The organism is Chryseobacterium sp. SIMBA_029, assembly GCF_046535275.1.
Classification (GTDB): Bacteria; Bacteroidota; Bacteroidia; order Flavobacteriales; family Weeksellaceae; genus Chryseobacterium.
The window spans coordinates 85,540-106,971 of sequence record NZ_JAWRXA010000008.1 but is presented as its reverse complement, the minus strand read 5'-3'; the positions used below and the strand labels follow the sequence as shown (position 1 = coordinate 106,971).

The following is a 21,432-nucleotide window of genomic DNA, read 5'->3' as shown; positions in this document are numbered from 1 at the left end:
AAATATCCTTGTCAAGGTTTTAAACCTTGACAAGGATATTAATAAAGAGGAAAAAATTAATTTTTCTTTTTTAAAAAAATCCCAAAACAAATTCCTGCGGCAATCAGCATAAAAATTCCCCCCAAAAAAATGGTTTTATTGGTTTCTCCGGAGAAATAATTTCTAGTTAGAAATGCCAATAAAAATGCCGCTACAACTTGCGGAATTACCGTAGAAAAATTAAAAATTGTATAATATTTATCGGCGTCTTCTTCATCCTTGGAAATTTTTTCTACCATTAAATATGGAATTGTACTAATACTACTCCAGCCAACGCCAATCAATCCAAACGAAAGAAGTAAAGCAATTGGCGATGCAAAAAAATAAATCGAAATCAAACCGAAACTTCCTATTAATAGTGCGATTGAATGTAATAAATAAGCATTGTATTTTTTAATATAGCGATGCAAAAGAAAGGCAATTGAAGTTCCTAAAATGCTGTAAAGCGAAAAATAAATCCCGACCCAAAAAGTGGCATTTTCGAAATTCTGCTCATTATTCGCCACTTTAAAAACATATTTTGCTACAACGGGAACGCTGTAAATCCACATTGAAAAAAGCCCGAGCCAAGTGAAAAATTGTATGATGAAAAGTGGTAATAATTTTTTTAATTTTTGAGTGTTTGTGGTCATTTTTCATATCTATTTACTGAGCAATAATCATTAACAGAAATAGAGCTTAGCTCAGTTTTTATCGTTCAAGAGAAAAATTCGAAAGAACTTTTGGACGTTCAGGCTCGTTGGCTACTTTCCAGGAAGTTCTGTACATCCATTCCGTCATTTTATACAGCTTTTTATAATTGATATTTTCAGATTCATCCTGTGGAGTATGGTATTGATCGTGAAGCACACTGGTGAAAAATATAGCAGGAATTCCAATCTTTGCGTACGGAAGATGATCGCTCCTGAAATAGAAATATTCAGCATGGCTCGGAGAATCCCAATCTTTCAGGTACTTGAATTTTGTACTTTCATTATTGGCATCTTCTGCCATTTTCACCAATTCATCAGAGTTTTTGTGAGGAGCATTTCCACCCAGTAAAGCCGCTTCATTATTGTCATTTCTGCCGATCATATCCCCATTTAGGACAGCTACGATCTTTTCTTTCGGAACAACAGGATGGGCAGCATGCCATCGGGAACCTAGCAGTCCTCTCTCTTCTGCTCCATGAAAAACAAATAAAATACTTCTCTTTCCCGGCTGTTTTTTATATGCTCTTGCCATGGCCAGCATGGCAACACAGGTGCTAGCATTATCATCAGCTCCATTGTAGATCGTGTCGTTTTTTACAGGATGCCTGATTCCGTCGTGGTCCTGATGTCCGCTAAGCAAGACATATTCACTTTTTAAAGAAGGATCAGTCCCTTCAATTTTTCCAATGATGTTTACGGATGGATATTTGTAGGTTTCTGTGATGAGGTTTAGCGATATTTTTGGATTATTTTTAACCCAGTCTGCATTTTCCTTTTTGATCCATACAACAGGAATATTGTTGGTGATTTTTTCACGGAGACCTTCCACACCATAAGAACCTCTTGTCATCTGTGGAAGCACTTCTACCCAGCTTTGATCAGAAATATCATCCGTCACGAAAATAATGGCTTTCGCTCCCAGTTCAAAAGCTTTAGCATAATATTTTGTTCTTATAAAACCCGGATATCTTCTTATAAAAAGCGTCATTTCTTTGCTGATATTTTTATCCGATGCATTGATCGCCAGAATTTTTCCTTTAATATTCAGTTTGGAAAGATCTTCAGGTTCTGTTGTTCCTGCATACATTACTTCAGCATCAATACTGGCATTTACAGGTTCGGCAACAAGATAGTCTTTCCATAATTTCAGGCTGTTTCCATTAATTTTTAAGGTACTTTGCGGTGTTACCTGATGTCTGTACATGTCAAAAAACTGAAAGAATGTTCCGTTATCGCCTGCAGGCTTCATTCCTGCGTCCTTAGCTTTATCAGCAAGCCACATCGAGGCTTTGAGCTCATCTAATGTTCCCGCTTCACGGCCCCAAAACTGATCGGCAGCCATTTCATACATATCTTTTTTGAGATCAGCTTCTTTAATAGCGGAAACCAGTGGTTTTTTATAGTTTTGAGCGTTGCCAAAGCCGAAAACAAGCAGGCTCAATATAGAAAATAGATAATTTCTGTTCATCGTTATTTTTTAATTGAAGTTAGCCAATTTGTCTGAAAACTGTTTGGAGAATTCTTTCCGGTCCTCTTCCAGTTTTTCCTGATTGGAAGGCAGGATATAGCTGAAAAGGATCTTCTCTTCATGATCTGTGAAAACAATTTCCTTTTCGCTTCCGTCGATCATCTGTGAGAAAATAGCCCACATTGAAGTATTTTTTAATTTTAATAATTCAAAAAACTGTTCTGCTTGTATCTGTATTGTTTTCATGTTCTTTTGAATGGTATGGATTGATTGAAATATATGTTAAGTCAGTTGTAATTGTTTGAATCTGAAGGCGGAAATATTAAAATTCCAACAGCTTTAATTTAAACTGTATCGCAAAATTTTGTTTGAAATTAGGGGTTGTATAATAGCCCACACGGTAAAACAGACCTAAATTAAAATAACTCGAAAGAAAATTATTCCATTCCAGACCTACTTCCTGATACAGGTGGTCCAACTCTTTAAACCTGAAATCATGATACTCAGGATGCTTCATATCTCCGATAGTTCCCCTTAAGACAAAATCAAAGCTCGAGACATTCTGACCAAAACTTTTTAGGTAAAAAGGAAGTTTGTGGGTAAAATAATAGGCAATAAATTTATCATTATAATACTTTCCGCCTTCCAGGGTGGCAAATCCCAGGTAAGAAGTAAGGTTAAAGTTAAGATCCCTGCTTGGAGAGGCCAGCCCGTTCATCGTGAAGTTTTTCCAGATCGGTGCTTCACCAAAAACCATTCCCCCATACAATCGAACGCCTGTAGTTCCCAGTAATGACTTAAAGTTGTGTACGAAAAGTGCGTCAAAACGGGTATAATTAAAATCTCCGCCTAATATTTTATAACTCTGCTCATAATTAAAATACAGTTCAGGATATTTCTGGTCGATAAGAGATTTCCCCTGAGGGGTCATGATATTGGTAGAATTCGGGGAATATTTTAAGGTAAATAACGTATTGAAATTTTCAAATGCCGCCCCCTGATTTCTGAAATTATAATCGAATTTAGCTTCCTCAAAGTTTCTTTTTGCTGCAAAAACAAGCGTAAGTCCGTTGGTAATATCATTCAGATAAGATAAAGTAGCTCCTCTGTAATGATAATATTTATCATTATTAAGGTTGTTTCCATAATTCATCATTCTCATTTTGAAATTCCAGAGTCTTCTGTAAAACTCACCGGAAGCAGTAACATCATTGTAATATTCAAGTCTGAAAAATGAACTTTTATCCAGAGTGGTCTTCATATCAAGTCCAATTCCGTATTTCCATTTTTCATCCTTAAAACCGTAGGCAAAATAATAATCCGGAGAAAAATAAGGATTAAAGTTTTCATTCAGTTTAGCTTTTAACCCTACCCTGAAGCCTTCATATAAGTTATAGTTCACAATCTCATCAACTGGAAAATCCACAATTCCTACCCGGATCTGTCCGTTGATAAGACCCGTAAGAACCTTAACTTTACTGTCGATATTGTATTTTTTACCCAGACTGTCGATGGTAGTGTACGTATTTCTTTCCCTTTCAGTAAGTGGATCTGTTCTGTATAGATCCAGCGATTTTCCATCCGCATTTTTCACGGAAAAAGTATACCCCTTAAAATCCTTAGCTTCCTGTGCTATGGGAGATTGATAGTCAAAATATTTAGAAGTCAGCACCGCATAGGTTCCGAAATGCCGTTTGTCTTTTTTCTCAGGTTTATCGGTGGGTTTCTCTTTATCGTCTTCATCCATAGCCATTCGGCTCATCCGCAGTTTTACTTTTTCATCCGACAAAAACCATTTATTGTTATAGAAAACCCAGGTACTTGTAATGATTCCATCGTTTTTGGTTTTGCTGAAGTTTTCAATTTTTTTAATTCCGTAGGTTTCGGTATCTATGTAGATCGCTCCGTTGTATTTTCTTTTCTTATCAGGCTTTTTGTAATTCACCTCACGGAAACGGATGACAAAGTTTTTTCTTCCGTCCAGTTCAATCGTATCGGTTAGAAAAAAACGGTACAGGCCGCGGTTTTCCTGTTTGATCTGATTAGGTATTTTATCCCGGTTACTTTGCTGCATCGCAATCATTTCATAGATGGGCTGCTTAAGACCGGAAATTCTATTGTCGAGGATGTTGATTTTTTCACCGTACTTTTGAGAATATAAAAACTCCTGAGCTCTTTCCCAAAGAAACAATTTACTTTTCGAAAATATATTTTTGGCAGAAACATTATTCAATGAATCCTTTTGCCTTTTCTTTTTGAATAAATTCGTTTCATTAAAAAATTCGTTGAACTGGGAAATGCTGTCTTCATCAATATCCATAGAAACCTTTTCGTAAGATTTATATGAATAGGAACCCAGGCTTTTCGGTGAATTTTCTTTAAATAATCTGGTGACTTTTTTCAGGATTTCCAATGCCCTCGGATCACTTTTATCCTGAATAACGATGGCTTCAATATCCGTTGTTTTGGATGAGTTTTTAAAAAGAGAAACCTGCATGTTTTTTTCTACAAAAGCAGATTCTTTTTGATGACCTTCTGCCTCAATTTCAATGTTTGAACATGTCGTGTTGAATTCTAAAACCCCCTGGCTGTTAGTATATCCGAGAGTTGTAATGCCACAGGATATTTTTGCATGCGGAATAGGTGCTTTATCAGTTTCGTCAATGACTGTGATTTTTGATTGTGAAAAACCAAAAAAAGATATTAAAAAAAATAAAAACAGTAAAACCCTTTTCATAAAAAAAACTAGTCAAAAGTAGTAATATTTATTCTTTCGGGAAAGTTTTGTTCATTGATATTCACATGAGTTTTAATAGAAGGTATCTTTATACCATAAAAGAAACGCCTGAAATTTTCAGGCGTTTCTTTTATTTGGTAAGCTGTGCTAAGAACTTAAAAGTTTTCATTTCAAGTTCTTCTTTGGAGAGCTTATTGTTTTCAAATTCGATGGAAGTGTACTGTCCGTCTTCTTTTGAGATCAATGCATATCCGTTATATTTTTTGCCATTCTGTTTGTAATTGTAGCTTACAAATTTAGAATTGGGCTGATCCAGTTTTAACGAGATATTCTGAATGCTTTTTTTCTTTTTTAGTGCCTTCAGATTGTCCAGTACATCACCATTTTTGGCTTCATAGCTGTGCATGAAAATGGACGTGTTATCCGGTAATTTTACAGCAAGCTTTAATGAATCATCATAGTTTTTCTGAATATAGCTGTTGGCTTCTACATTGAGTTTCGCGCTAAGATCCAACGGTAAAAGAGTGTCTTTTTTCACCTTTTTTATATGATAGATGGTCATTTCAGAATCACCCAGCTTATTGATGCTGTCATAGCTTTCGTAAAAAATATCATTCGATATATTCTGAATATTATTCCGGTAATTATTTTTACTCTCTTCAATTGCACTGGTTACGCTTTGATACGATTGTGGCTGATAATTACTTGAATACGATGAACTATTTGAACTGCTTGAATTTTTATTACAGGTCGTCGCGATTCTGAAAATAGCGAAAAGTCCCAACACAACACTTAAGATAGTTCTCCAAACGGGTTTGTTATCCATTATTTTAAGTCTTCTTTAGTGATGGTAATCTCTTTAATCACTTTTCCTTTTACATCAGTATACAGGTATTTAAGGTTTTTCACACCCAGTACTTCCGTTCTCGAAAATATCTGTCTGATCTGCGGCATTCTAAGCATTTCGTCTTTTATTACCTGCTCTGCGCCATCCATTTCAAGCATTTTCTTATAGCTTTCCGGAACTTCTGTGGTGTACACGATGTTTTTGTTTTCATCAGCTTTAATGCTTATTACTTTTGTTCCCGTAGCCTTATCTTCCATCGGAAGGTTTTTGTTGAATACTTCCAGTACAGAGTTAAGCTGAGAGCTGGTGGCATTACCGGATGCAATAGAGCTTAGATCCTCTTGAGTAGTTCCTTTAAGCTTATTTTGATCAATCGCTTCGTCTGCGATCACTCTTCCGTCTGCACCATATATTTTAAGATTGAATTTTACACCGCTGTCAAGCAGTTCCTGGCCCAGTTTTTCGCTTTTAATCGCCTGTCCGATAAGTTGCGGAAATGAAGAGGTAATAAGTTGGCCTTCCATATCATCCGATCCCTGATGATCAGTGTTTACTTCAATAGTAATTTCGTCCGGACCTGTAGAGGTTGCTTTGCTGGATTTGATCATAGAGCTCACCATCATAGATGAAGATCTGTTATACATATCAACAAAATTGCGGACTTTATCGCTCTTTGATTGACATGAAAGTAATAGAATAGAAGTAAAACAAATAAGTAATAGTTTTTTCATGGTAATTTTTTTTGAAAGATAATAAAAAAACAGAAACCGGAAAGTTTCTGTTTCTGTTTTAATTTTTATAGTGTTTTGAACATTACATATTCAAAGCTTTTTGGTACGCATTTTCAAGGCCGTCAAGGTTTTTACCTCCTGCCGTTGCAAAGCCAGGATTTCCGCCGCCGCCGCCCTGGATCTCTTTGGCTAATTCTTTTACGATAGCTCCAGCCTGATAGCTCGCTGCCAGATCGTCAGAAACACCCACTGTAATCATAGGCTTGTCGTCTGCATTAGAAAGGATGATCGTCACAGAATTGGGGATTTCTTTCTTAAGCTGGAAAACGATATCTTTTACAGAACCTGCATCCAGAGAAGTTTTCTTAACCAAAAGCTGTTTGTTGCCTTTTTGTTCGTACGCATTTTTCCAGTCTCCGATTTCGCCTTTTGCTTTTTCTCTTTTCAGTGCTTCCACTTCAGATTTTAAAGCAGCATTCTCTTCGATTAATTTTTCGATAGATCGTACAACATCTTTAGATTTTAATAACTGAGAAAGCTCGTTGATCTGCTTTTCTGCATTTTTGAAATATTCCTCGGATTTATCTCCGGAAATCGCTTCAATCCTTCTGATTCCTGCAGCGGCAGAACTTTCGGAAGAAATTTTGAAATGTCCGATTTCGCTGGTATTTTTTACGTGAGTTCCCCCGCAAAGTTCTTTTGAACTTCCAAACTGGATCATTCTCACGCTGTCTCCATATTTTTCACCAAATAAAGCCATTGCTCCTTTATCGATCGCTTCCTGGATAGGAATATTTCTGAATTCCTGTAAAGCAATACTTTCTTTGATCTTCTGGTTTACTTTTTCTTCGATTAACGCCAATTCTTCTTCCGACATTTTAGCAAAATGAGAGAAGTCAAAACGCAGATAATCAGGGCCTACATAGGAACCTTTCTGTTCTACGTGAGTTCCTAAAACATCTCTCAGAGCCTCGTGTAAAAGGTGGGTTACAGAGTGGTTGGCCTGTGAGTTTTTTCGTTCCGTATGATCTACTTTTGCATAGAAAATAGCACCGGCATCTTTCGGAAGAGCATTAATTAATGAAATAATTAATCCGTTTTCTTTCTTTGTTTCCAGAACTTCGAAGCTTTCAACAGCGTTTTCAAGAAGACCTTTGTCACCTACCTGTCCACCTCCTTCAGGGTAGAAAGGAGAGTTGCTTAAGACCACCTGATAAAATTCGCCGTCTTTATTTTCTACTTTTCTGTATCTTGTAATATAAGTTTCAGCATCTAGTTGATCATAACCAACAAATGTTTCAGGTTTTTCCTGCAATACGACCCAGTCGTAAACCTTTTGAGCCGAATCCTGTTTTGAACGTTGCTGCTGTTTTTTTCTTTCTGCTTTAAAACCTTCTTCATCAATGGTAAGTCCTTTTTCTTCAGCAATGATTCGCGTTAAATCATCCGGGAAACCATACGTATCATACAATTCAAAAACTTCTAGTGTAGGAAGAACTTTTGAATTTTCTGCAATAGTTTGCTGGATCAGTTTCTCTACTCTTACCAAACCGCTTTCAATGGTTTTTAAAAATGATTCTTCCTCACTTTTAATGACTTCCGTTACCAAAGTGCCCTGTTTTTCCAATTCAGGGAAGAAAGCTCCCATCTGATCTTTAAGAACAGAAACCAATTCGAAAAGGAAAGGTTCTTTCATTCCTAAAAATCTATATGAATATGAGATCGCTCTTCTTAAAATTCTTCTGATTACGTATCCTGCACCTCCGTTGGAAGGCAGCTGCCCGTCAGCAATAGCAAACGAAACCGCTCTGATGTGGTCTACCACTACACGGATCGCAATATCTTTTTCGTCCTCTAAAATTCCAGTATATTTTTTACCTGAAAGCTCTTCAACTTTAGCAATTAGCGGAGTGAAAACATCGGTATCATAGTTGGAAGTGGTTCCCTGAAGCGCCATACATAAACGCTCAAAGCCCATTCCTGTATCTACGTGCTGCTGAGGAAGTTTTTCTAAACTTTTATCTGCCTTTCTGTTGAATTCCATGAAAACCAGGTTCCATACTTCCACCACCTGAGGATGATCGTTGTTTACCAGCTCCAGTCCTGAAACTGCTGCTTTTTCTTCAGGAGTTCTTAAATCAACATGGATCTCTGAACATGGTCCGCAAGGTCCGCTTTCACCCATTTCCCAGAAATTATCTTTCTTATTTCCGTTGATAATTCTGTCTTCAGAAATGTGAGATTTCCAGAAATCGTAAGCGTCCTGATCTCTTTCAAGATTTTCTGATGCATCCCCTTCGAAAATAGTTACATACAGATTCTCTTTAGGAATTCCATACACTTCGGTTAATAATTCCCAGGCAAAAGCAATCGCATCTTTTTTGAAATAATCACCAAAAGACCAGTTTCCCAACATTTCGAACATGGTGTGGTGATAAGTATCTCTACCTACATCATCCAGGTCATTATGCTTTCCTGAAACTCTCAGACACTTCTGTGTATCGGCAATTCTAGGGGCGGTAGGGGTTTTGTAACCTAAGAAAAAATCCTTGAACTGCGTCATTCCGGAGTTGGAAAACATTAGGGTAGGGTCGTCTTTCAGTACGATAGGTGCTGAAGGAACAATAAGGTGGCCTTTACTTTTAAAATAATCTAAAAATTTTTGACGTATCTCTTGTGATGTCATAGTTTTGCTTTGCGTTAAAAAATATCAAAAAGTTGATAAGTTGCAAATTTAAGATTTTTAACGGATTTGGAAATAAAGTTTTTTATTTCAGCCGGTATAAAACGATTTTTTGTTATGCCAGACTCAGCATGGAGGGAAATATTTTATAAAATGTATGTTGCCTTTTGTTGAATGGCAGAAGTTGAAAAGGATGTTTTTGGAAAATCTTTTACTTTACAGGTTCATATTTAATGATATGCTGGTTATTATTGAAAACTATACTGTATGAAATGTAATTTTGTTAAAAATTAACACATTATATTCTGTAAAAAATAAAAATATCAGAAATAATTGTAACTTTATAATGGGAGCATGTGATCAATTTAAAATTTTAAACAATCAATTATAAATTTTTCTATTATCTTCGTTTTAGAGTTTTAATGATTCTCATGCCGTATGGAGAAAAATAATGTACTGAAAAGTTGGGTGGAACAGTACTCTGAACCTCTTTTGAAAAGAGCTGCTTATGTGCTTTCCGATAAAGATACTGCTAAAGATATTGTTCAGGATGTATTTCTTGCCGCCTTTTCTTCTTATGAATCATTTGAGGGGAAAAGTAAGCCTTTAACCTGGCTGATGGCTATATTAAACAGGAAAGTTTCAGATTTTTACCGTAAAAAATATCAGTCTGAACCTCATATTAAGCTTGATCATTTTTTTGATGAAACAGGCTCGTGGAATAATAATGAGGTCCTTAATGACTGGGATTCTTCGGGTAAAGAAACACATCTTTTGGATGATCATGATTTTAATACGACGCTGGAAGACTGCATTGAAGATTTGCCCTCCAGATGGAAGATTCCGTTAAAAATGTATTATCTGCAGGAAAAAAAAGCGCAGGAAGTAAGTCAGGAACTGGAGATTTCCACGACTAATCTATGGAAGATTTTACAGAGAAGCCGGTTGCAGCTTAGAGAGTGTTTGGATAATAACTGGTTTAGAAAGTCATAAAGAATTGTAAAAAAAATGTTGAAAAAATTTATTCATTTACTATTTCTGCCATGCAGTGAAGCCACACTGCTTATGGAAAAGCAGAATGCAGGAGCCATTTCCAAAACGGAAAACCGGAGGCTTATGCTGCATCTGAAAATCTGTAAATGGTGCCGTGCCTATCAGCAGAAACTGAAAATTTTAGATGATATTTTAAAAAGAAAATGTTCTCATAAAAAAGAGAATGAAATTAATCCGTCTGATATTCAGGAGTTTAAAAATAAAATAGCTGAAAGGTTAGATTTATAAGACATATTTTGTCAGGATTTTGAAATGGTTCCGACTATACTTTTGAAAACGATAAAGTATTACCAAAATCTTAAAGACATGAACGGAACATCCACACACATCAGAAATCATCCAACCTACACACTTGGATATTATATTTCGCTGGCAGGGGCTTCACTTATTTTATTCTGGATCGGGATTTTCAAATTTACCCCCACAGAAGCAGCAGCGATTAAACCTTTAATAGAAAACCATTTTCTTACCTTTTTCGTATATCAAATAGCGGATGTGCAGACGGTGTCAAATGCTATCGGAGTGATAGAAATTATCATTGCAGCATTACTGATCTTTAGTGTGAAATTTGCATTTCTAAGAAAGTATGCTGCCATGGGAATGATAGGTGTCTTTCTGGTCACATTAAGTTATTTATTTACAACTCCGGGAATATGGAAAATGGTGGATGGAATTCCGGTCACTGATTTCTTTATCATCAAAGATGTGATGTTTTTAGGATTTGGATTAATGATCTATCAAATTGAGAAATAATGGACAATAATAAAAAGAGAAAAATGAAAAATATATTAATTGTACTCGGTATTATTCTGGGTATCGCAGTATTTGCAGCAAAGGCCGGGTTTTTAAACAACACTAAACCTAAAGAAGAGAAAAAAGAAAATCAAAAAATTATGGACAATAAGAACGTTAGAGAGATTTATTTTGCAGGCGGATGTTTTTGGGGGACAGAACATTTTTTTCAACAGATTCGTGGAGTGGTAGGAACTGAAGTAGGATATGCCAACGGGAATATTAAAAATCCTACCTACGAGCAGGTCGTAAGCCATTCAACAGGTTTTGCCGAAACCGTAAAAGTAAAATATGATCCTGAACAGGTAGATGTAAAATTACTGATCGATTTGTATTTTAAAACCATTGATCCTACCAGTGTAAACAAACAGGGAAATGATAGAGGAGATCAATATAGAACGGGAATTTATTCAACAGATAAAGATACGGAAGCTATTGTAAAAGAAGAAGTGCAGAAATTAGCCAAAAACTACGGAAAACCGGTAGTGGTAGAAACTATTGCACTGAAAAATTTCTATAAAGCAGAGGATTATCATCAGGATTATCTGGACAAAAATCCTGGCGGTTACTGTCATATTGAACCGGGATTGTTTGAAATGGCGAAAAATGCCAACCCGCTTCCTAAAGCAAAGTATCAGAAACAGGACAAAAAAGAATTAAAAAAAGAACTGACTTCAGAACAGTACAGAGTTACCCAGGAAAACGGAACTGAAATGCCTTTCAAAAATGAATACTGGAATGAAACCCGTGAAGGAATTTACGTAGATATCACTACAGGAGAACCTTTATTTGTTTCTACCGATAAATTTGAATCCGGATGCGGATGGCCAAGCTTTTCTAAACCGATCACCAAAAAACTGATTAATGAAAAACTGGACCGTTCTGCCGGAATGGATAGAGTAGAGGTCCGCAGTAAAACAGGTGATGCTCACTTGGGACATGTCTTTACAGATGGTCCTACTGATAAAGGTGGGTTGCGTTACTGCATCAACAGTGCTTCCCTGAAATTTGTGCCGAAAGCAGAAATGGAGAAAAAAGGATACGGAGAATATCTTCCATTATTAGATAAAAAGTAAATGAAAGAAGACCGCCGAAAGGCGGTCTTTTTATTTTGATATGTTTCACTTGTCATTCAGAGCGAAGTGAAGAATCTATTTTATAATGATGAAACTTTTGCACTTGAAATCTTTCTTTAATACTCAGCATTGACATGTTTAGTAGAATTAAAAATCCAAAAATGATGTAGTAAGCTTGTTTAGGTAATTTTTTGAGTATAGATTCAAATTTTTAGAAATCCGTGAAATAGTATTCTTCATGATAAGTAGGATATTCAATAAGGTCATCTCCATATTCTGCCCTCTCTGGATCTTTATAAAAATGAACGGCAAAAAAATGATTTGTATGACCTACATCAACTCCATAAGTTTCTTGATTTGAGAGTTTCATAGCATCTATCAGTGCTATAAGATCCTGATAATTATTTTTATCACCAATGATAAATTCAATGCCGCTCTCTTTTTCATTTCTTTGCTGAAGTTTTTTAAGTTCAGAGACATAATATTGCTGGTACTGAAGTGCTGTATTGGGTTTTACAATAATTTTTTTGTAATTCCAGTTTCGTAGAGGTTCAAAAGTATTGTCAATACTATCACTAGATGTATGCTTTGAAGGAGTCCCAAATACTACGGCGCCATAAAGCGGATGAACACGTTGGTTCCCATAATACCAAAACAAAATCGGGATCAATAAGGCACTGATCAATCCGGGAACGTAATATATTTTTCTAACGCGCATTATTTTGATAAAAATAAATAAAATTTTAAACAACTTCTTTTTAACTGCTCTGATTTTCCTGTAAATTAAATATAAAATTATAATGATGGATATCTTTTTTGTTTTTTATCAACAAATAGCCAATAAAAAGGTATTTGGAATGTATCAAATATAAGCTCCTCCAACCTTGCATCCACAAAAAAAGCGGCTCAAATGAACCGCTTCAATATTTAATCTTTAAATTTTTCAATCCTTCAATCCTTAAATTCTTCAATTAATAATCACCTACCAATCTCTCTTTTTAAGAATCCAGTACGAACCAAAAACAAAGATGGCAGACCAAACGATACACGCGATTAAGCTTTCAGTAGGATAGGTAAATTCATACTTTACGCCCATCATTTTAGCCATATCCAATCGCATCATCGGGTTAGGAATAAGGTTAGACATACTATCCAGCGGCAGAAGGTGAGAGATGAAAAAATCATCTTTCATTACTTTCATTCTTTCAGGTCCTTGAAGTCCTTTCACCTTTTGATACGTTTCCACCACAGTAAAAATGCTCTCTATGACCCAGTAGACAAAAAATCCAAGGAAAACGAACATTGATTTTCTTAACAGCACAGATAAAAACATCAGGAAACAGAAAAAAGTAAAAAGCTTTACAAAATAGTTTCCAATAAAAAACACTTCTTTAAAGACCGATTCTGAATCTGTTACCTTAGAATACTGATGACCAAGGAATAACGTGATTAAAAATACAATCAGCGTAGAGACCACCGTGAAAATCGTAATGGTTAATAGCTTGGAACCGATAAATTCCTTTCTGCTTAATCCGTCAATCGTATTCTGTTTGAACATTCTGTTAGTAAACTCCTGAGAAATTGAAAAAACGATGATCAATCCAAGAAATATCTTCAGCAATGCTACAATCCATGTGGTAAAATTCCAGATCTCAGGGAAGTTATAAATGCCTTGCTCTTTTAAATTAATGGTACCTCCGAAAACATCCAGATCTACTAATCCGATAAAAAGAAGCGCAATAAGAATCGCAAAATAAAGTATGGTGAAAACCTTGAATGGTCGGTAATTCAGGTTTTTGTAATATTCAAGTTTTAATAATTTAAGCATGAGTATTGGTGTTTTTTACAAGTTCAAGGAATTGAGTTTCAAGAGATAGTTTTTTCTTGTTAAGATGCGAAAGGAAAATCCCTTTTTCAGCAAGCTTTTGGTTAAGCGTGGAAGCTGAGATCGAAGCATCCTCACGGATCTGTGCTTTGATCAGTTCACCATCCAGTTTTACCGAAGTAAACCACTGCATTTCTTCCAGTGTACTCAATAGTAGAGTGTTGTTGTCTGCTTTTAACTCAAAATAACCATTGTTAGCCGTCATTTCATCCACTCTTCCGGAGTAGATAGCGTTTCCTTCCTTCAATACAATAACGTGGCTGCATATCTTTTCAATCTCGTCCAGAAGATGGCTGGCAATAATGATGGTAATACCCTGCAGCGCAATACTGGAAATGATTTCCCTGATCTGGATAATTCCCTCAGGATCAAGTCCGTTGGTAGGTTCATCAAGAATCAGTACTTCGGGATTATTCAGAATAGCAGAGGCAATGGCCAGACGTTGTTTCATTCCTAAAGAAAACGTTTTGAAGTCATCTTTTTTTCTTTCATACAACCCTACCGTTTTCAGGACTTCATCAATTCTCCCGTATGGAGTACCCTTGATTTCCGCCACAATTTTAAGGTTGGTTTCCGCACTTAAGTACGGATAAAAATTAGGCTGTTCGATAATAGCACCAATTTTTTTCAGCACATCATGACTTGTTCCTTTCTCTCCAAACCAGTACCAGTCGCCACTTGTAGGATTTATCGTTGAAAGCAGCATTCCGAAGGTTGTAGATTTACCACTTCCATTAGGTCCTAAAAGACCATACACATTGCCTTTTTCTACATCAAAAGAAATATTGTTCACCACAGTTCTTTTGAATTTTTTTGTCAGATTTTTTACTGATAAAATTTTTTCCATGTAATTTGTTTTACATAGTAGTAGTGTATGTAATTGATGAAATGTTACAAAGATTACAGGATATTTCGATTAATTATAATTTTTAAATATTAAATTTGATTCAATTAATCATTAGTTATGAAGTTAATTGAATTGGCAAAAGAGCTCAATGTTTCGGCGGAAGCCATCAAACAATTTATACAGGATTTTGACCTGGATCTGGGATTTTGTATCAGTACCAACTTTGAAATAAAAGACGATTTTGAAAAATTCGCCCGTGAAAATATAGACTTTTTAAGGCGCTACGAAAAAGATCTGGACAAGAATAAAACCGTGGAACAGATTGCTGAAACCATTAACCAGCCCAGAGAAAAAATTGAGCAGGCCATGAAAGATAGCAACCCCAATATCTTTGATAACGGATTTTTCCGTTCATCTATTTCAAGCTATGGAATTGATAACAAATTAGGAGGAAACTATCAATTTGTCTACAACTATTTTGGACATAAAACAAGCCTGCAACATCGGGATTTCATAGGATATCGGGATTTGTTTTTCTATATATCTACCGCGTTGGAACCATTCCTCAACCCACAACAGATCAAAGACTGGGGAATCAATAAACCGGCCGGAATTATCCTGTACGGACCTCCCGGAAGCGGTAAGATTTTTTGGGCTAACAAAATTGCGGAAATAATCGGTTACAAATTCAAAGAAGTCAAAAAGCATTATATGGGAACTTCTTTCGTAGATGGTACTCCCACCAATTTCAATGACTTTTTGGTCAGCATGATGAAAGAGAATAAAGTGCTCCTGTTCATGGATGATTTTGATGAAATTATGATGCAGCGCAAGGCTGAAACAGATATCGCATCCTGCAATCTCGAAACTCAGGAACTTATTCTTCATTATATCGGGAAATTTGAAAAAGAAGAATTACTGATGGTAGGTTCTGCAAACTCCGTATCAGAAATTGATGAAGAAATACTGTCTCCCGGAAGATTCGATGTCATGATTCCTATTTTCCCGCCCAATGCCGCAGAGCGCTCTGAAATTATCCTGTATGCCATGACGAAAGGACTTCAGGAAGATTCACTCCTATATAAAATTCTTAAGAATAATAAAGCAGATAAAGTTCCTTTCTGGCACGATATCGCTTCCAAAATGAAGGTTTTCAGCAATACCATGCTGATTGATTTTACACAAAGCCTGAAAAAGCACATCAAAAACCTGTATCAGAGAAACAAAAACGAAAACTTAAGAATCGACCAAAAACTTTTGAATGCCGCATTGAGAGAAGCTGCCGGAAAATTAACCGAAGAATATCTGAATCAAATCACCAGATTCCTGGCAGATGCTGTGATCAATAATTTTGATGATTTTCAATTAAGAATTGAGGCACTGAAAAAAGAACTCGAAACGTATAAAGCGGTGGAAGAACCGAGGAGAGCCATCGGGTTTCATCATAATGGGGAAGAAAAAAGTGAAGGGTAATGTTGAAAAATAAGCATTCACAAAAACACCATTTGCATTACTTATGAACAGCATTTGGGAGCTTGAAATATTTTACAGAAAACGGGATGTAATCATTATCGGAAGTGGCTTTACAGGACTTTGGACAGCTATTTCCGTTAAAGAAAAATATCCTGAAAAATCGGTTTTAGTTATTGAAAGAAACTCTGTTCCGTTGGGTGCGTCAACAAGAAATGCCGGTTTTGCATGCTTTGGAAGTCTTACCGAAATCATTGCCGATTCTGAAAAAATGGGTTGGGAGAAAACATTGCAACTCGTAAAGATGAGGTTCGACGGACTTCAAAAAATCCAACAGTATTTCAACCATTCTGAAATTGATTTTGAATTATGTAAAGGCTATGAAATTCTTAATAATAATCAACCCTTAGAGAAGATTGACGAGGTAAATGAACAATTGAAATCTATCACTGGAAACGAAAAAACATATTCTTTACAACAAGAAAAAATTAAAGAATTTGGATTGGAAAAATCTGAGTTTTTAATTGAAAATCCTTGTGAAGGAAGTCTGCATTCAGGAAAACTTTTGATGAAGCTTTTAGAAAAATGCCATGAATTAAAAGTTGAATTTCTTTTCGGAATGGAAGTCAAAAAGGTTGTTGAAAATACTGATGAAATTGAAGTACAGCTTTCGGAAGATCTTTCGATTAAATCAGACAGAATTATTCATTGTACCAATGCTTTTAGTTCAAAATTTATAGAAAACGAAGAGATCATTCCGGCTCGCGGGCAAATTATTGTGACCGAACCGATAGAAAACTTAAAGATAAAAGGAACTTTTCATTATGATGAAGGATTTTATTATTTCAGAAATCTTGGAAACAGAATTTTATTAGGCGGCGGAAGAAATCAGGATTTTAAAACAGAAGAAACTACAGATTTTGAAATTACCGAATTTCTGCAGGATCATTTGGGAAATTTTCTCAGAGAGGTTATTCTTCCCCATCAGAATGTTGAAATTTCCATGAGATGGTCAGGAATTATGGCAATGGGTTCTGAGAAAACTCCCATTGTAAAACAGCTTTCAGACAGAGAATTCTGTGTGGTGAGACTTTCAGGAATGGGAGTCGCTTTAGCTCCTAAACTTGGTGAAATTGTTGCAGAAATGATTTAATCTAAATATAAAATATCCCAATATTTCCAATCGTAATGGTGAGCTGCCATTAAAAAATATTTATACATGAAATATTTACCTTTTGAACATATAGTTTACACTACAAACTTATCAAAACGAGACATCATAAAAAGACTTTCTGACTGTATGGAAACGAAAGGAAGTGGCTTTACATCTAATAATAAATCAACAAAAGAATACGAAGGTTTTATTGATGATCATCATTTTGAAATGAATAGAATTATAAGAAACAGAAATTCTTTTCTTCCGCAAATAAGTGGATCAATACAAGAAAATAACAATGAAACACAAATTGAAGTTAAAATGAAATTACACGTATTTGTACTTATTTTTCTAGTATTTTGGTGCTCATTTATATTATTTTTTTTAACAACTATCTTGATTGCAGTTGAAAAAATATCTTTTGATGTATTGATTCCTATAGGTATGCTGCTATTTGCTTATGCATTAAGTATGTTCGGTTTCAAAACTGAAAGTATGCGGTCAAAAGAAGACTTGAAAAAAATATTTGAGGCAAAATAGTATAACTGCACCCATTTCGACTAAGATCCGTGTAAATTCTTGAAATCTGTGGGAATACAACAAATATCCGTATTTTTGCAAAAAAGAAACATTCGTGATTAACAACGACCATATAAGAGAAGTTCAATCCAGAATTGAAGACCTTCACAAATATCTTCAGATTGATAAAAAAAAGATAGAAATAGCCAATGATGATGAAAAAACAGCCGCTCCTGAATTTTGGGACAATCCAAAAGGGGCCGAAGTTTTTCTGAAACAACTGCGTTCTAAAAAAAGGTGGGTGGAAGACTATGAAGAAATCCGTTCCCAGTTTGAAGACCTGCAGGTTTTAATGGAATTTGCCAAAGAAGATCCCGATTCTGAAAAAGAATTGGATCAAGCCTTTCCACAGCTGGTTGAAAAAATTGAAAACCTGGAATTCAAAAATATGCTTTCCAATGAAGGTGATGAGCTATCTGCTGTGCTGCAGATCACTGCAGGGGCTGGAGGTACAGAAAGTTGTGACTGGGCAGCGATGCTGATGAGGATGTATACCATGTGGTCTGAAAAACAAGGCTATAAAATCCGTGAACTTAACTTCCAGGAAGGAGAGGTTGCCGGGGTAAAAACCGTTACATTGGAAATTGACGGCGAATATGCTTTCGGTTACTTGAAAGGAGAGAATGGAGTTCACAGGCTGGTAAGGATTTCTCCTTTTGACAGCAATGCGAAGCGGCACACAAGTTTTGTGTCGGTCTATGTGTATCCTTTGGTAGATGATACCATTGAAATCAACATCAATCCTGCAGATATTTCATTTGAAACCATGCGAAGTTCAGGAGCAGGTGGGCAGAACGTTAACAAAGTAGAAACGGCCGTTCGTCTTCGTCACGCACCTACAGGAATTATTATTGAAAACTCCGAATCCCGTTCACAGCTTCAGAACAAAGAAAAAGCCATGCAGCTTCTTCGTTCCCGATTGTATGAAATGGAATTGGAGGAACGAATGAGAGCAAGAACTGAAATTGAATCCAATAAAATGAAGATCGAGTGGGGAAGCCAGATCCGAAACTATGTCATGCATCCTTATAAACTGATAAAAGATGTACGTTCCGGCCACGAAACTTCAGACGTGGATTCTGTGATGAACGGAAATCTTACACCGTTCCTGAAAGCCTTCCTGATGGCTGATGGTACCGCGGTTTCAGACGATGATTTCGACCTGTAAATGTCATGTTTGAATTTTAGTTAAAATCTTATAATAAATTTCCTTTTGAAGTTTATTAAGCTTATTTTTGTTACTTATCAATATATATGGAAGATTTCAATAGTTGGAAAGATTTATTAAACCCTGAGTTTTATATAAAAATGGGTGGGTTTTGGCTTATTTTATTTATCATTTTTGCTGAAACAGGTCTGTTTGTAGGATTTTTTTTACCAGGCGATTCATTGCTTTTTGTTTCAGGGATTTATGCAGTAGAAATTATCAAAGAGACTTTCGGCTCTACTGGGAGCGATTTTTTAGATACGACTATTTTAGCAACAGCAGTAGCCATTGCAGCAATTATTGGTAATGAAGTAGGATATTATTTCGGCGTAAAAGCCGGACCGACACTATATAAAAAGCAGGATACGATGCTTTTTAAGAAAAAATATCTTTATCAGGCGCACGATTTCTTTGAAAAACATGGAGCTTTAGCAATTATTATGGCGAGATTCTTACCGGTAGTAAGAACTTTTACCCCTATTGTAGCTGGTATTGTTAAAATGGATAAGAGAGAATTTCTGAGAGATAACGTTATTGGAGCTGTTTTATGGTCATTTATCTTGATTTTCGCAGGTCATTATTTGGATAAATTATTTCTGGATCAGTTCGGAATTAACTTAAAAGAAAAGCTTGAGTTTATCATTATTATCATTGTGTTAATAACGACGCTTCCTGTTATCATCAAGTTTATGTTTGGTAAAAAACAGGATTTTTCTAAATATGAAGATAAAGATCCTGAATAAGGAGAACTATAATATAATCTACATAACCCGCTTTTTAGCGGGTTATTTTTTTATCCATTCCAGAATATTGGGATAGATGATGCTGTCTCTTTTCATCTTACTGAAAAACCTGGGTACATGGCCCGTTCTTTTCATAAAAACCAGTTTATGCGGTACGTTTAGCCTGGTAAGGGCAGAGTCCATGGCAAGTCCCTGATGCTGATTAACAAGAAAATCTGTATTTCCCTGAAATAATAAAGTAGGAACATTGGTGATATTGGCAATCGGACTGGCTTCTTTAAAATCTTCAGACACATTTTTACGGTCAAACTTCACTCCTACTACTTTTTGAAAAGTAGGCGATGTGTATTTTGAGTAAAAAGAATGCAAATATTCCGGGCTGTAGAAATCGGTAGGACCACTCAGAGAAATGATTTTCCTAATCTGATCCGGATGCTGGTATCCATAGAGTAGTGATAGATGTCCGCCGGCGCTTTCTCCAAGCAGAATATAGTTATTGGGTTGAAGATCTGCCTTCTGAGCCAGAGAATTAAATTTTTCTATGGCTAAGCCAATATCTTCAAGCTGTTGCTTATAAGTAATATTTTTTCGCCTGGAAACCAGCCTGTAGTTCATATTGATGCTTGGAATATTATGCGCAAAAAGCATCTTCTGGATCTGGATCATATGCTCTTTTTTTCCGAACGTCCATGCACCGCCGTGGACCATTAAAACAACAGGTGATGTTTCAGGATAGTCAGCAGGAAGGAAAATATCCATCTTCTGTCTTTGATGTTCACCGTATTTTAAATTGTAAATCTTCTGATTATGATCGCCCACCCAAACCCTGAATTTTGTATTACATGAAATTAATAAAAAGCTGATACATCCTAAAACAAAAAAATGATAGTTGATAATTAGCTTTTTCATACTTCAAATGTAATGAAAATAAAATATTTTATGATGTGTGCTAACTCTTTTTAACGCAGCATATATTGTTCATATTTATGGTCTTTTTTCAGCCTGTTCCTTTAGACTATGATTCATTTTATTGAATCCTTCGGAAGTTTTGTCAAGATTAATAAATGACACCAGAATACCGGAAAATTCTTCAGACTGAATAAAAGTGGTGGTTCCATTTCCGTTATCGATGAGTTGAAACTGATGCTTACCATCAAAAATTCCTTTAAACAGAAGCTTTCCAAGCCAGCTTAGCTCTTTATTTTTTACTGATGATTGAACCACCGGCTTAAATGTCATTCCTTTTCCTTCTTCCGGTTCTATGGTAACTTTTAAAATACTACCGGTATCTAATGACCCTGCTATACTTTTAATGAATGGATTCCAGTTCGGATAATTGTTAAAATCAGTGAGAATTTCCCAAACCTTTTGCGGGGCTGCGTTAATAATTATTTGTGTCTCGATTTTCTTTGCCATGATGTTTGATA

21 protein-coding genes are annotated in these 21,432 nt (G+C 35.8%); 9 read left to right on the top strand and 12 right to left on the bottom strand.

Annotation, left to right across the window (positions count from 1 at the left end):
* Nucleotides 1–56: 56 nt before the first annotated feature.
* The 7 genes from SB679_RS15575 to alaS all read right to left on the bottom strand — a co-directional run bounded on the left by SB679_RS15575 (nt 57) and on the right by alaS (nt 9,200).
* On the bottom strand, nt 57–671 hold the full coding sequence (locus tag SB679_RS15575) for a hypothetical protein (protein WP_410703204.1): 615 nt from the start codon (nt 669–671) through the stop codon (nt 57–59).
* A gap of 58 nt (nt 672–729) precedes the next feature.
* Nucleotides 730–2,199 (bottom strand): M20/M25/M40 family metallo-hydrolase, encoded by a 1,470-nt coding sequence (locus tag SB679_RS15570; protein ID WP_410703203.1) that lies wholly within the window; start codon nt 2,197–2,199, stop codon nt 730–732.
* Nucleotides 2,200–2,208: 9 nt separating this feature from the next.
* Nucleotides 2,209–2,445, bottom strand: coding sequence for a hypothetical protein (locus tag SB679_RS15565; protein WP_410703202.1), 237 nt, complete (start codon nt 2,443–2,445; stop codon nt 2,209–2,211).
* Nucleotides 2,446–2,521: 76 nt separating this feature from the next.
* Entirely contained in the window at nt 2,522–4,936 is a 2,415-nt protein-coding gene (locus tag SB679_RS15560; RefSeq protein ID WP_410703201.1) for a hypothetical protein, read from the bottom strand.
* 130 nt (nt 4,937–5,066) lie between these two features.
* A complete protein-coding gene (locus SB679_RS15555) occupies nt 5,067–5,762 on the bottom strand; it encodes a hypothetical protein (RefSeq protein ID WP_410703200.1) in 696 nt (231 codons plus the stop codon).
* Complete coding sequence (locus SB679_RS15550; protein ID WP_410703199.1) at nt 5,762–6,514, bottom strand: hypothetical protein; 753 nt, start codon at nt 6,512–6,514, stop codon at nt 5,762–5,764. The genes SB679_RS15555 and SB679_RS15550 overlap by 1 nt, the downstream gene beginning before the upstream one ends.
* A gap of 82 nt (nt 6,515–6,596) precedes the next feature.
* On the bottom strand, nt 6,597–9,200 hold the full coding sequence (alaS, locus tag SB679_RS15545) for an alanine--tRNA ligase (protein ID WP_410703198.1): 2,604 nt from the start codon (nt 9,198–9,200) through the stop codon (nt 6,597–6,599).
* Nucleotides 9,201–9,635: 435 nt separating this feature from the next.
* On the opposite strand from alaS, the gene SB679_RS15540 reads away from it, so the two are divergent.
* The 4 genes from SB679_RS15540 (at nt 9,636) to msrB (ending at nt 12,118) form a co-directional block, all read left to right on the top strand.
* Nucleotides 9,636–10,190, top strand: coding sequence for a sigma-70 family RNA polymerase sigma factor (locus SB679_RS15540; RefSeq protein WP_410703197.1), 555 nt, complete (start codon nt 9,636–9,638; stop codon nt 10,188–10,190).
* A 15-nt stretch (nt 10,191–10,205) separates the two neighbouring features.
* Complete coding sequence (locus SB679_RS15535; RefSeq protein WP_410703196.1) at nt 10,206–10,478, top strand: hypothetical protein; 273 nt, start codon at nt 10,206–10,208, stop codon at nt 10,476–10,478.
* Nucleotides 10,479–10,556: 78 nt separating this feature from the next.
* On the top strand, nt 10,557–11,003 hold the full coding sequence (locus tag SB679_RS15530; RefSeq protein WP_410703195.1) for a DUF417 family protein: 447 nt from the start codon (nt 10,557–10,559) through the stop codon (nt 11,001–11,003).
* Between the two features lie 23 nt (nt 11,004–11,026).
* The gene (gene msrB, locus SB679_RS15525; RefSeq protein ID WP_410703194.1) at nt 11,027–12,118 is read left to right on the top strand and encodes a peptide-methionine (R)-S-oxide reductase MsrB; all 1,092 of its coding nucleotides are present in this window, start codon (nt 11,027–11,029) and stop codon (nt 12,116–12,118) included.
* 211 nt (nt 12,119–12,329) lie between these two features.
* Here the strand turns inward: msrB and SB679_RS15520 are convergent, their stop codons facing one another.
* The 3 genes from SB679_RS15520 to SB679_RS15510 all read right to left on the bottom strand — a co-directional run bounded on the left by SB679_RS15520 (nt 12,330) and on the right by SB679_RS15510 (nt 14,850).
* Nucleotides 12,330–12,836, bottom strand: coding sequence for a hypothetical protein (locus SB679_RS15520; protein ID WP_410703193.1), 507 nt, complete (start codon nt 12,834–12,836; stop codon nt 12,330–12,332).
* Between the two features lie 264 nt (nt 12,837–13,100).
* Nucleotides 13,101–13,946 (bottom strand): ABC transporter permease, encoded by an 846-nt coding sequence (locus SB679_RS15515; protein WP_410703192.1) that lies wholly within the window; start codon nt 13,944–13,946, stop codon nt 13,101–13,103.
* Nucleotides 13,939–14,850, bottom strand: coding sequence for an ABC transporter ATP-binding protein (locus tag SB679_RS15510; protein WP_410703191.1), 912 nt, complete (start codon nt 14,848–14,850; stop codon nt 13,939–13,941). The genes SB679_RS15515 and SB679_RS15510 overlap by 8 nt, the downstream gene beginning before the upstream one ends.
* Before the next feature lie 117 nt (nt 14,851–14,967).
* Here SB679_RS15510 and SB679_RS15505 point away from each other — a divergent pair, with 117 nt between their 5' ends.
* The 5 genes from SB679_RS15505 (at nt 14,968) to SB679_RS15485 (ending at nt 20,005) form a co-directional block, all read left to right on the top strand.
* A complete protein-coding gene (locus SB679_RS15505; protein WP_410703190.1) occupies nt 14,968–16,323 on the top strand; it encodes an ATP-binding protein in 1,356 nt (451 codons plus the stop codon).
* 43 nt (nt 16,324–16,366) lie between these two features.
* Complete coding sequence (locus SB679_RS15500) at nt 16,367–17,473, top strand: NAD(P)/FAD-dependent oxidoreductase (RefSeq protein WP_410703189.1); 1,107 nt, start codon at nt 16,367–16,369, stop codon at nt 17,471–17,473.
* 66 nt (nt 17,474–17,539) lie between these two features.
* Nucleotides 17,540–18,016 (top strand): hypothetical protein, encoded by a 477-nt coding sequence (locus SB679_RS15495; protein ID WP_410703188.1) that lies wholly within the window; start codon nt 17,540–17,542, stop codon nt 18,014–18,016.
* Nucleotides 18,017–18,110: 94 nt separating this feature from the next.
* On the top strand, nt 18,111–19,223 hold the full coding sequence (gene prfB / locus SB679_RS15490; protein ID WP_410703187.1) for a peptide chain release factor 2: 1,113 nt from the start codon (nt 18,111–18,113) through the stop codon (nt 19,221–19,223).
* A gap of 86 nt (nt 19,224–19,309) precedes the next feature.
* Nucleotides 19,310–20,005, top strand: a complete 696-nt coding sequence (locus tag SB679_RS15485; RefSeq protein WP_317741708.1) for a DedA family protein — start codon at nt 19,310–19,312, stop codon at nt 20,003–20,005.
* Between the two features lie 42 nt (nt 20,006–20,047).
* Here SB679_RS15485 and SB679_RS15480 read toward each other — a convergent pair whose 3' ends face one another.
* On the bottom strand, nt 20,048–20,914 hold the full coding sequence (locus SB679_RS15480) for an alpha/beta hydrolase (protein ID WP_410703186.1): 867 nt from the start codon (nt 20,912–20,914) through the stop codon (nt 20,048–20,050).
* 75 nt (nt 20,915–20,989) lie between these two features.
* Nucleotides 20,990–21,421 (bottom strand): SRPBCC family protein, encoded by a 432-nt coding sequence (locus SB679_RS15475; protein WP_410703185.1) that lies wholly within the window; start codon nt 21,419–21,421, stop codon nt 20,990–20,992.
* Nucleotides 21,422–21,432 lie beyond the last annotated feature (11 nt).

Excerpts from the sequence above, each read along its gene's own strand:
- SB679_RS15575 (WP_410703204.1), bottom strand. The coding sequence starts at position 671 with ATGACCACAAACACTCAAAAATTAAAAAAATTATTACCACTTTTCATC.
- SB679_RS15570 (WP_410703203.1), bottom strand. The coding sequence starts at position 2,199 with ATGAACAGAAATTATCTATTTTCTATATTGAGCCTGCTTGTTTTCGGC.
- SB679_RS15565 (WP_410703202.1), bottom strand. The coding sequence starts at position 2,445 with ATGAAAACAATACAGATACAAGCAGAACAGTTTTTTGAATTATTAAAA.
- SB679_RS15560 (WP_410703201.1), bottom strand. The coding sequence starts at position 4,936 with ATGAAAAGGGTTTTACTGTTTTTATTTTTTTTAATATCTTTTTTTGGT.
- SB679_RS15555 (WP_410703200.1), bottom strand. The coding sequence starts at position 5,762 with ATGGATAACAAACCCGTTTGGAGAACTATCTTAAGTGTTGTGTTGGGA.
- SB679_RS15550 (WP_410703199.1), bottom strand. The coding sequence starts at position 6,514 with ATGAAAAAACTATTACTTATTTGTTTTACTTCTATTCTATTACTTTCA.
- alaS (WP_410703198.1), bottom strand. The coding sequence starts at position 9,200 with ATGACATCACAAGAGATACGTCAAAAATTTTTAGATTATTTTAAAAGT.
- SB679_RS15540 (WP_410703197.1), top strand. The coding sequence starts at position 9,636 with ATGGAGAAAAATAATGTACTGAAAAGTTGGGTGGAACAGTACTCTGAA.
- SB679_RS15535 (WP_410703196.1), top strand. The coding sequence starts at position 10,206 with ATGTTGAAAAAATTTATTCATTTACTATTTCTGCCATGCAGTGAAGCC.
- SB679_RS15530 (WP_410703195.1), top strand. The coding sequence starts at position 10,557 with ATGAACGGAACATCCACACACATCAGAAATCATCCAACCTACACACTT.
- msrB (WP_410703194.1), top strand. The coding sequence starts at position 11,027 with ATGAAAAATATATTAATTGTACTCGGTATTATTCTGGGTATCGCAGTA.
- SB679_RS15520 (WP_410703193.1), bottom strand. The coding sequence starts at position 12,836 with ATGCGCGTTAGAAAAATATATTACGTTCCCGGATTGATCAGTGCCTTA.
- SB679_RS15515 (WP_410703192.1), bottom strand. The coding sequence starts at position 13,946 with ATGCTTAAATTATTAAAACTTGAATATTACAAAAACCTGAATTACCGA.
- SB679_RS15510 (WP_410703191.1), bottom strand. The coding sequence starts at position 14,850 with ATGGAAAAAATTTTATCAGTAAAAAATCTGACAAAAAAATTCAAAAGA.
- SB679_RS15505 (WP_410703190.1), top strand. The coding sequence starts at position 14,968 with ATGAAGTTAATTGAATTGGCAAAAGAGCTCAATGTTTCGGCGGAAGCC.
- SB679_RS15500 (WP_410703189.1), top strand. The coding sequence starts at position 16,367 with ATGAACAGCATTTGGGAGCTTGAAATATTTTACAGAAAACGGGATGTA.
- SB679_RS15495 (WP_410703188.1), top strand. The coding sequence starts at position 17,540 with ATGAAATATTTACCTTTTGAACATATAGTTTACACTACAAACTTATCA.
- SB679_RS15485 (WP_317741708.1), top strand. The coding sequence starts at position 19,310 with ATGGAAGATTTCAATAGTTGGAAAGATTTATTAAACCCTGAGTTTTAT.
- SB679_RS15480 (WP_410703186.1), bottom strand. The coding sequence starts at position 20,914 with ATGAAAAAGCTAATTATCAACTATCATTTTTTTGTTTTAGGATGTATC.
- SB679_RS15475 (WP_410703185.1), bottom strand. The coding sequence starts at position 21,421 with ATGGCAAAGAAAATCGAGACACAAATAATTATTAACGCAGCCCCGCAA.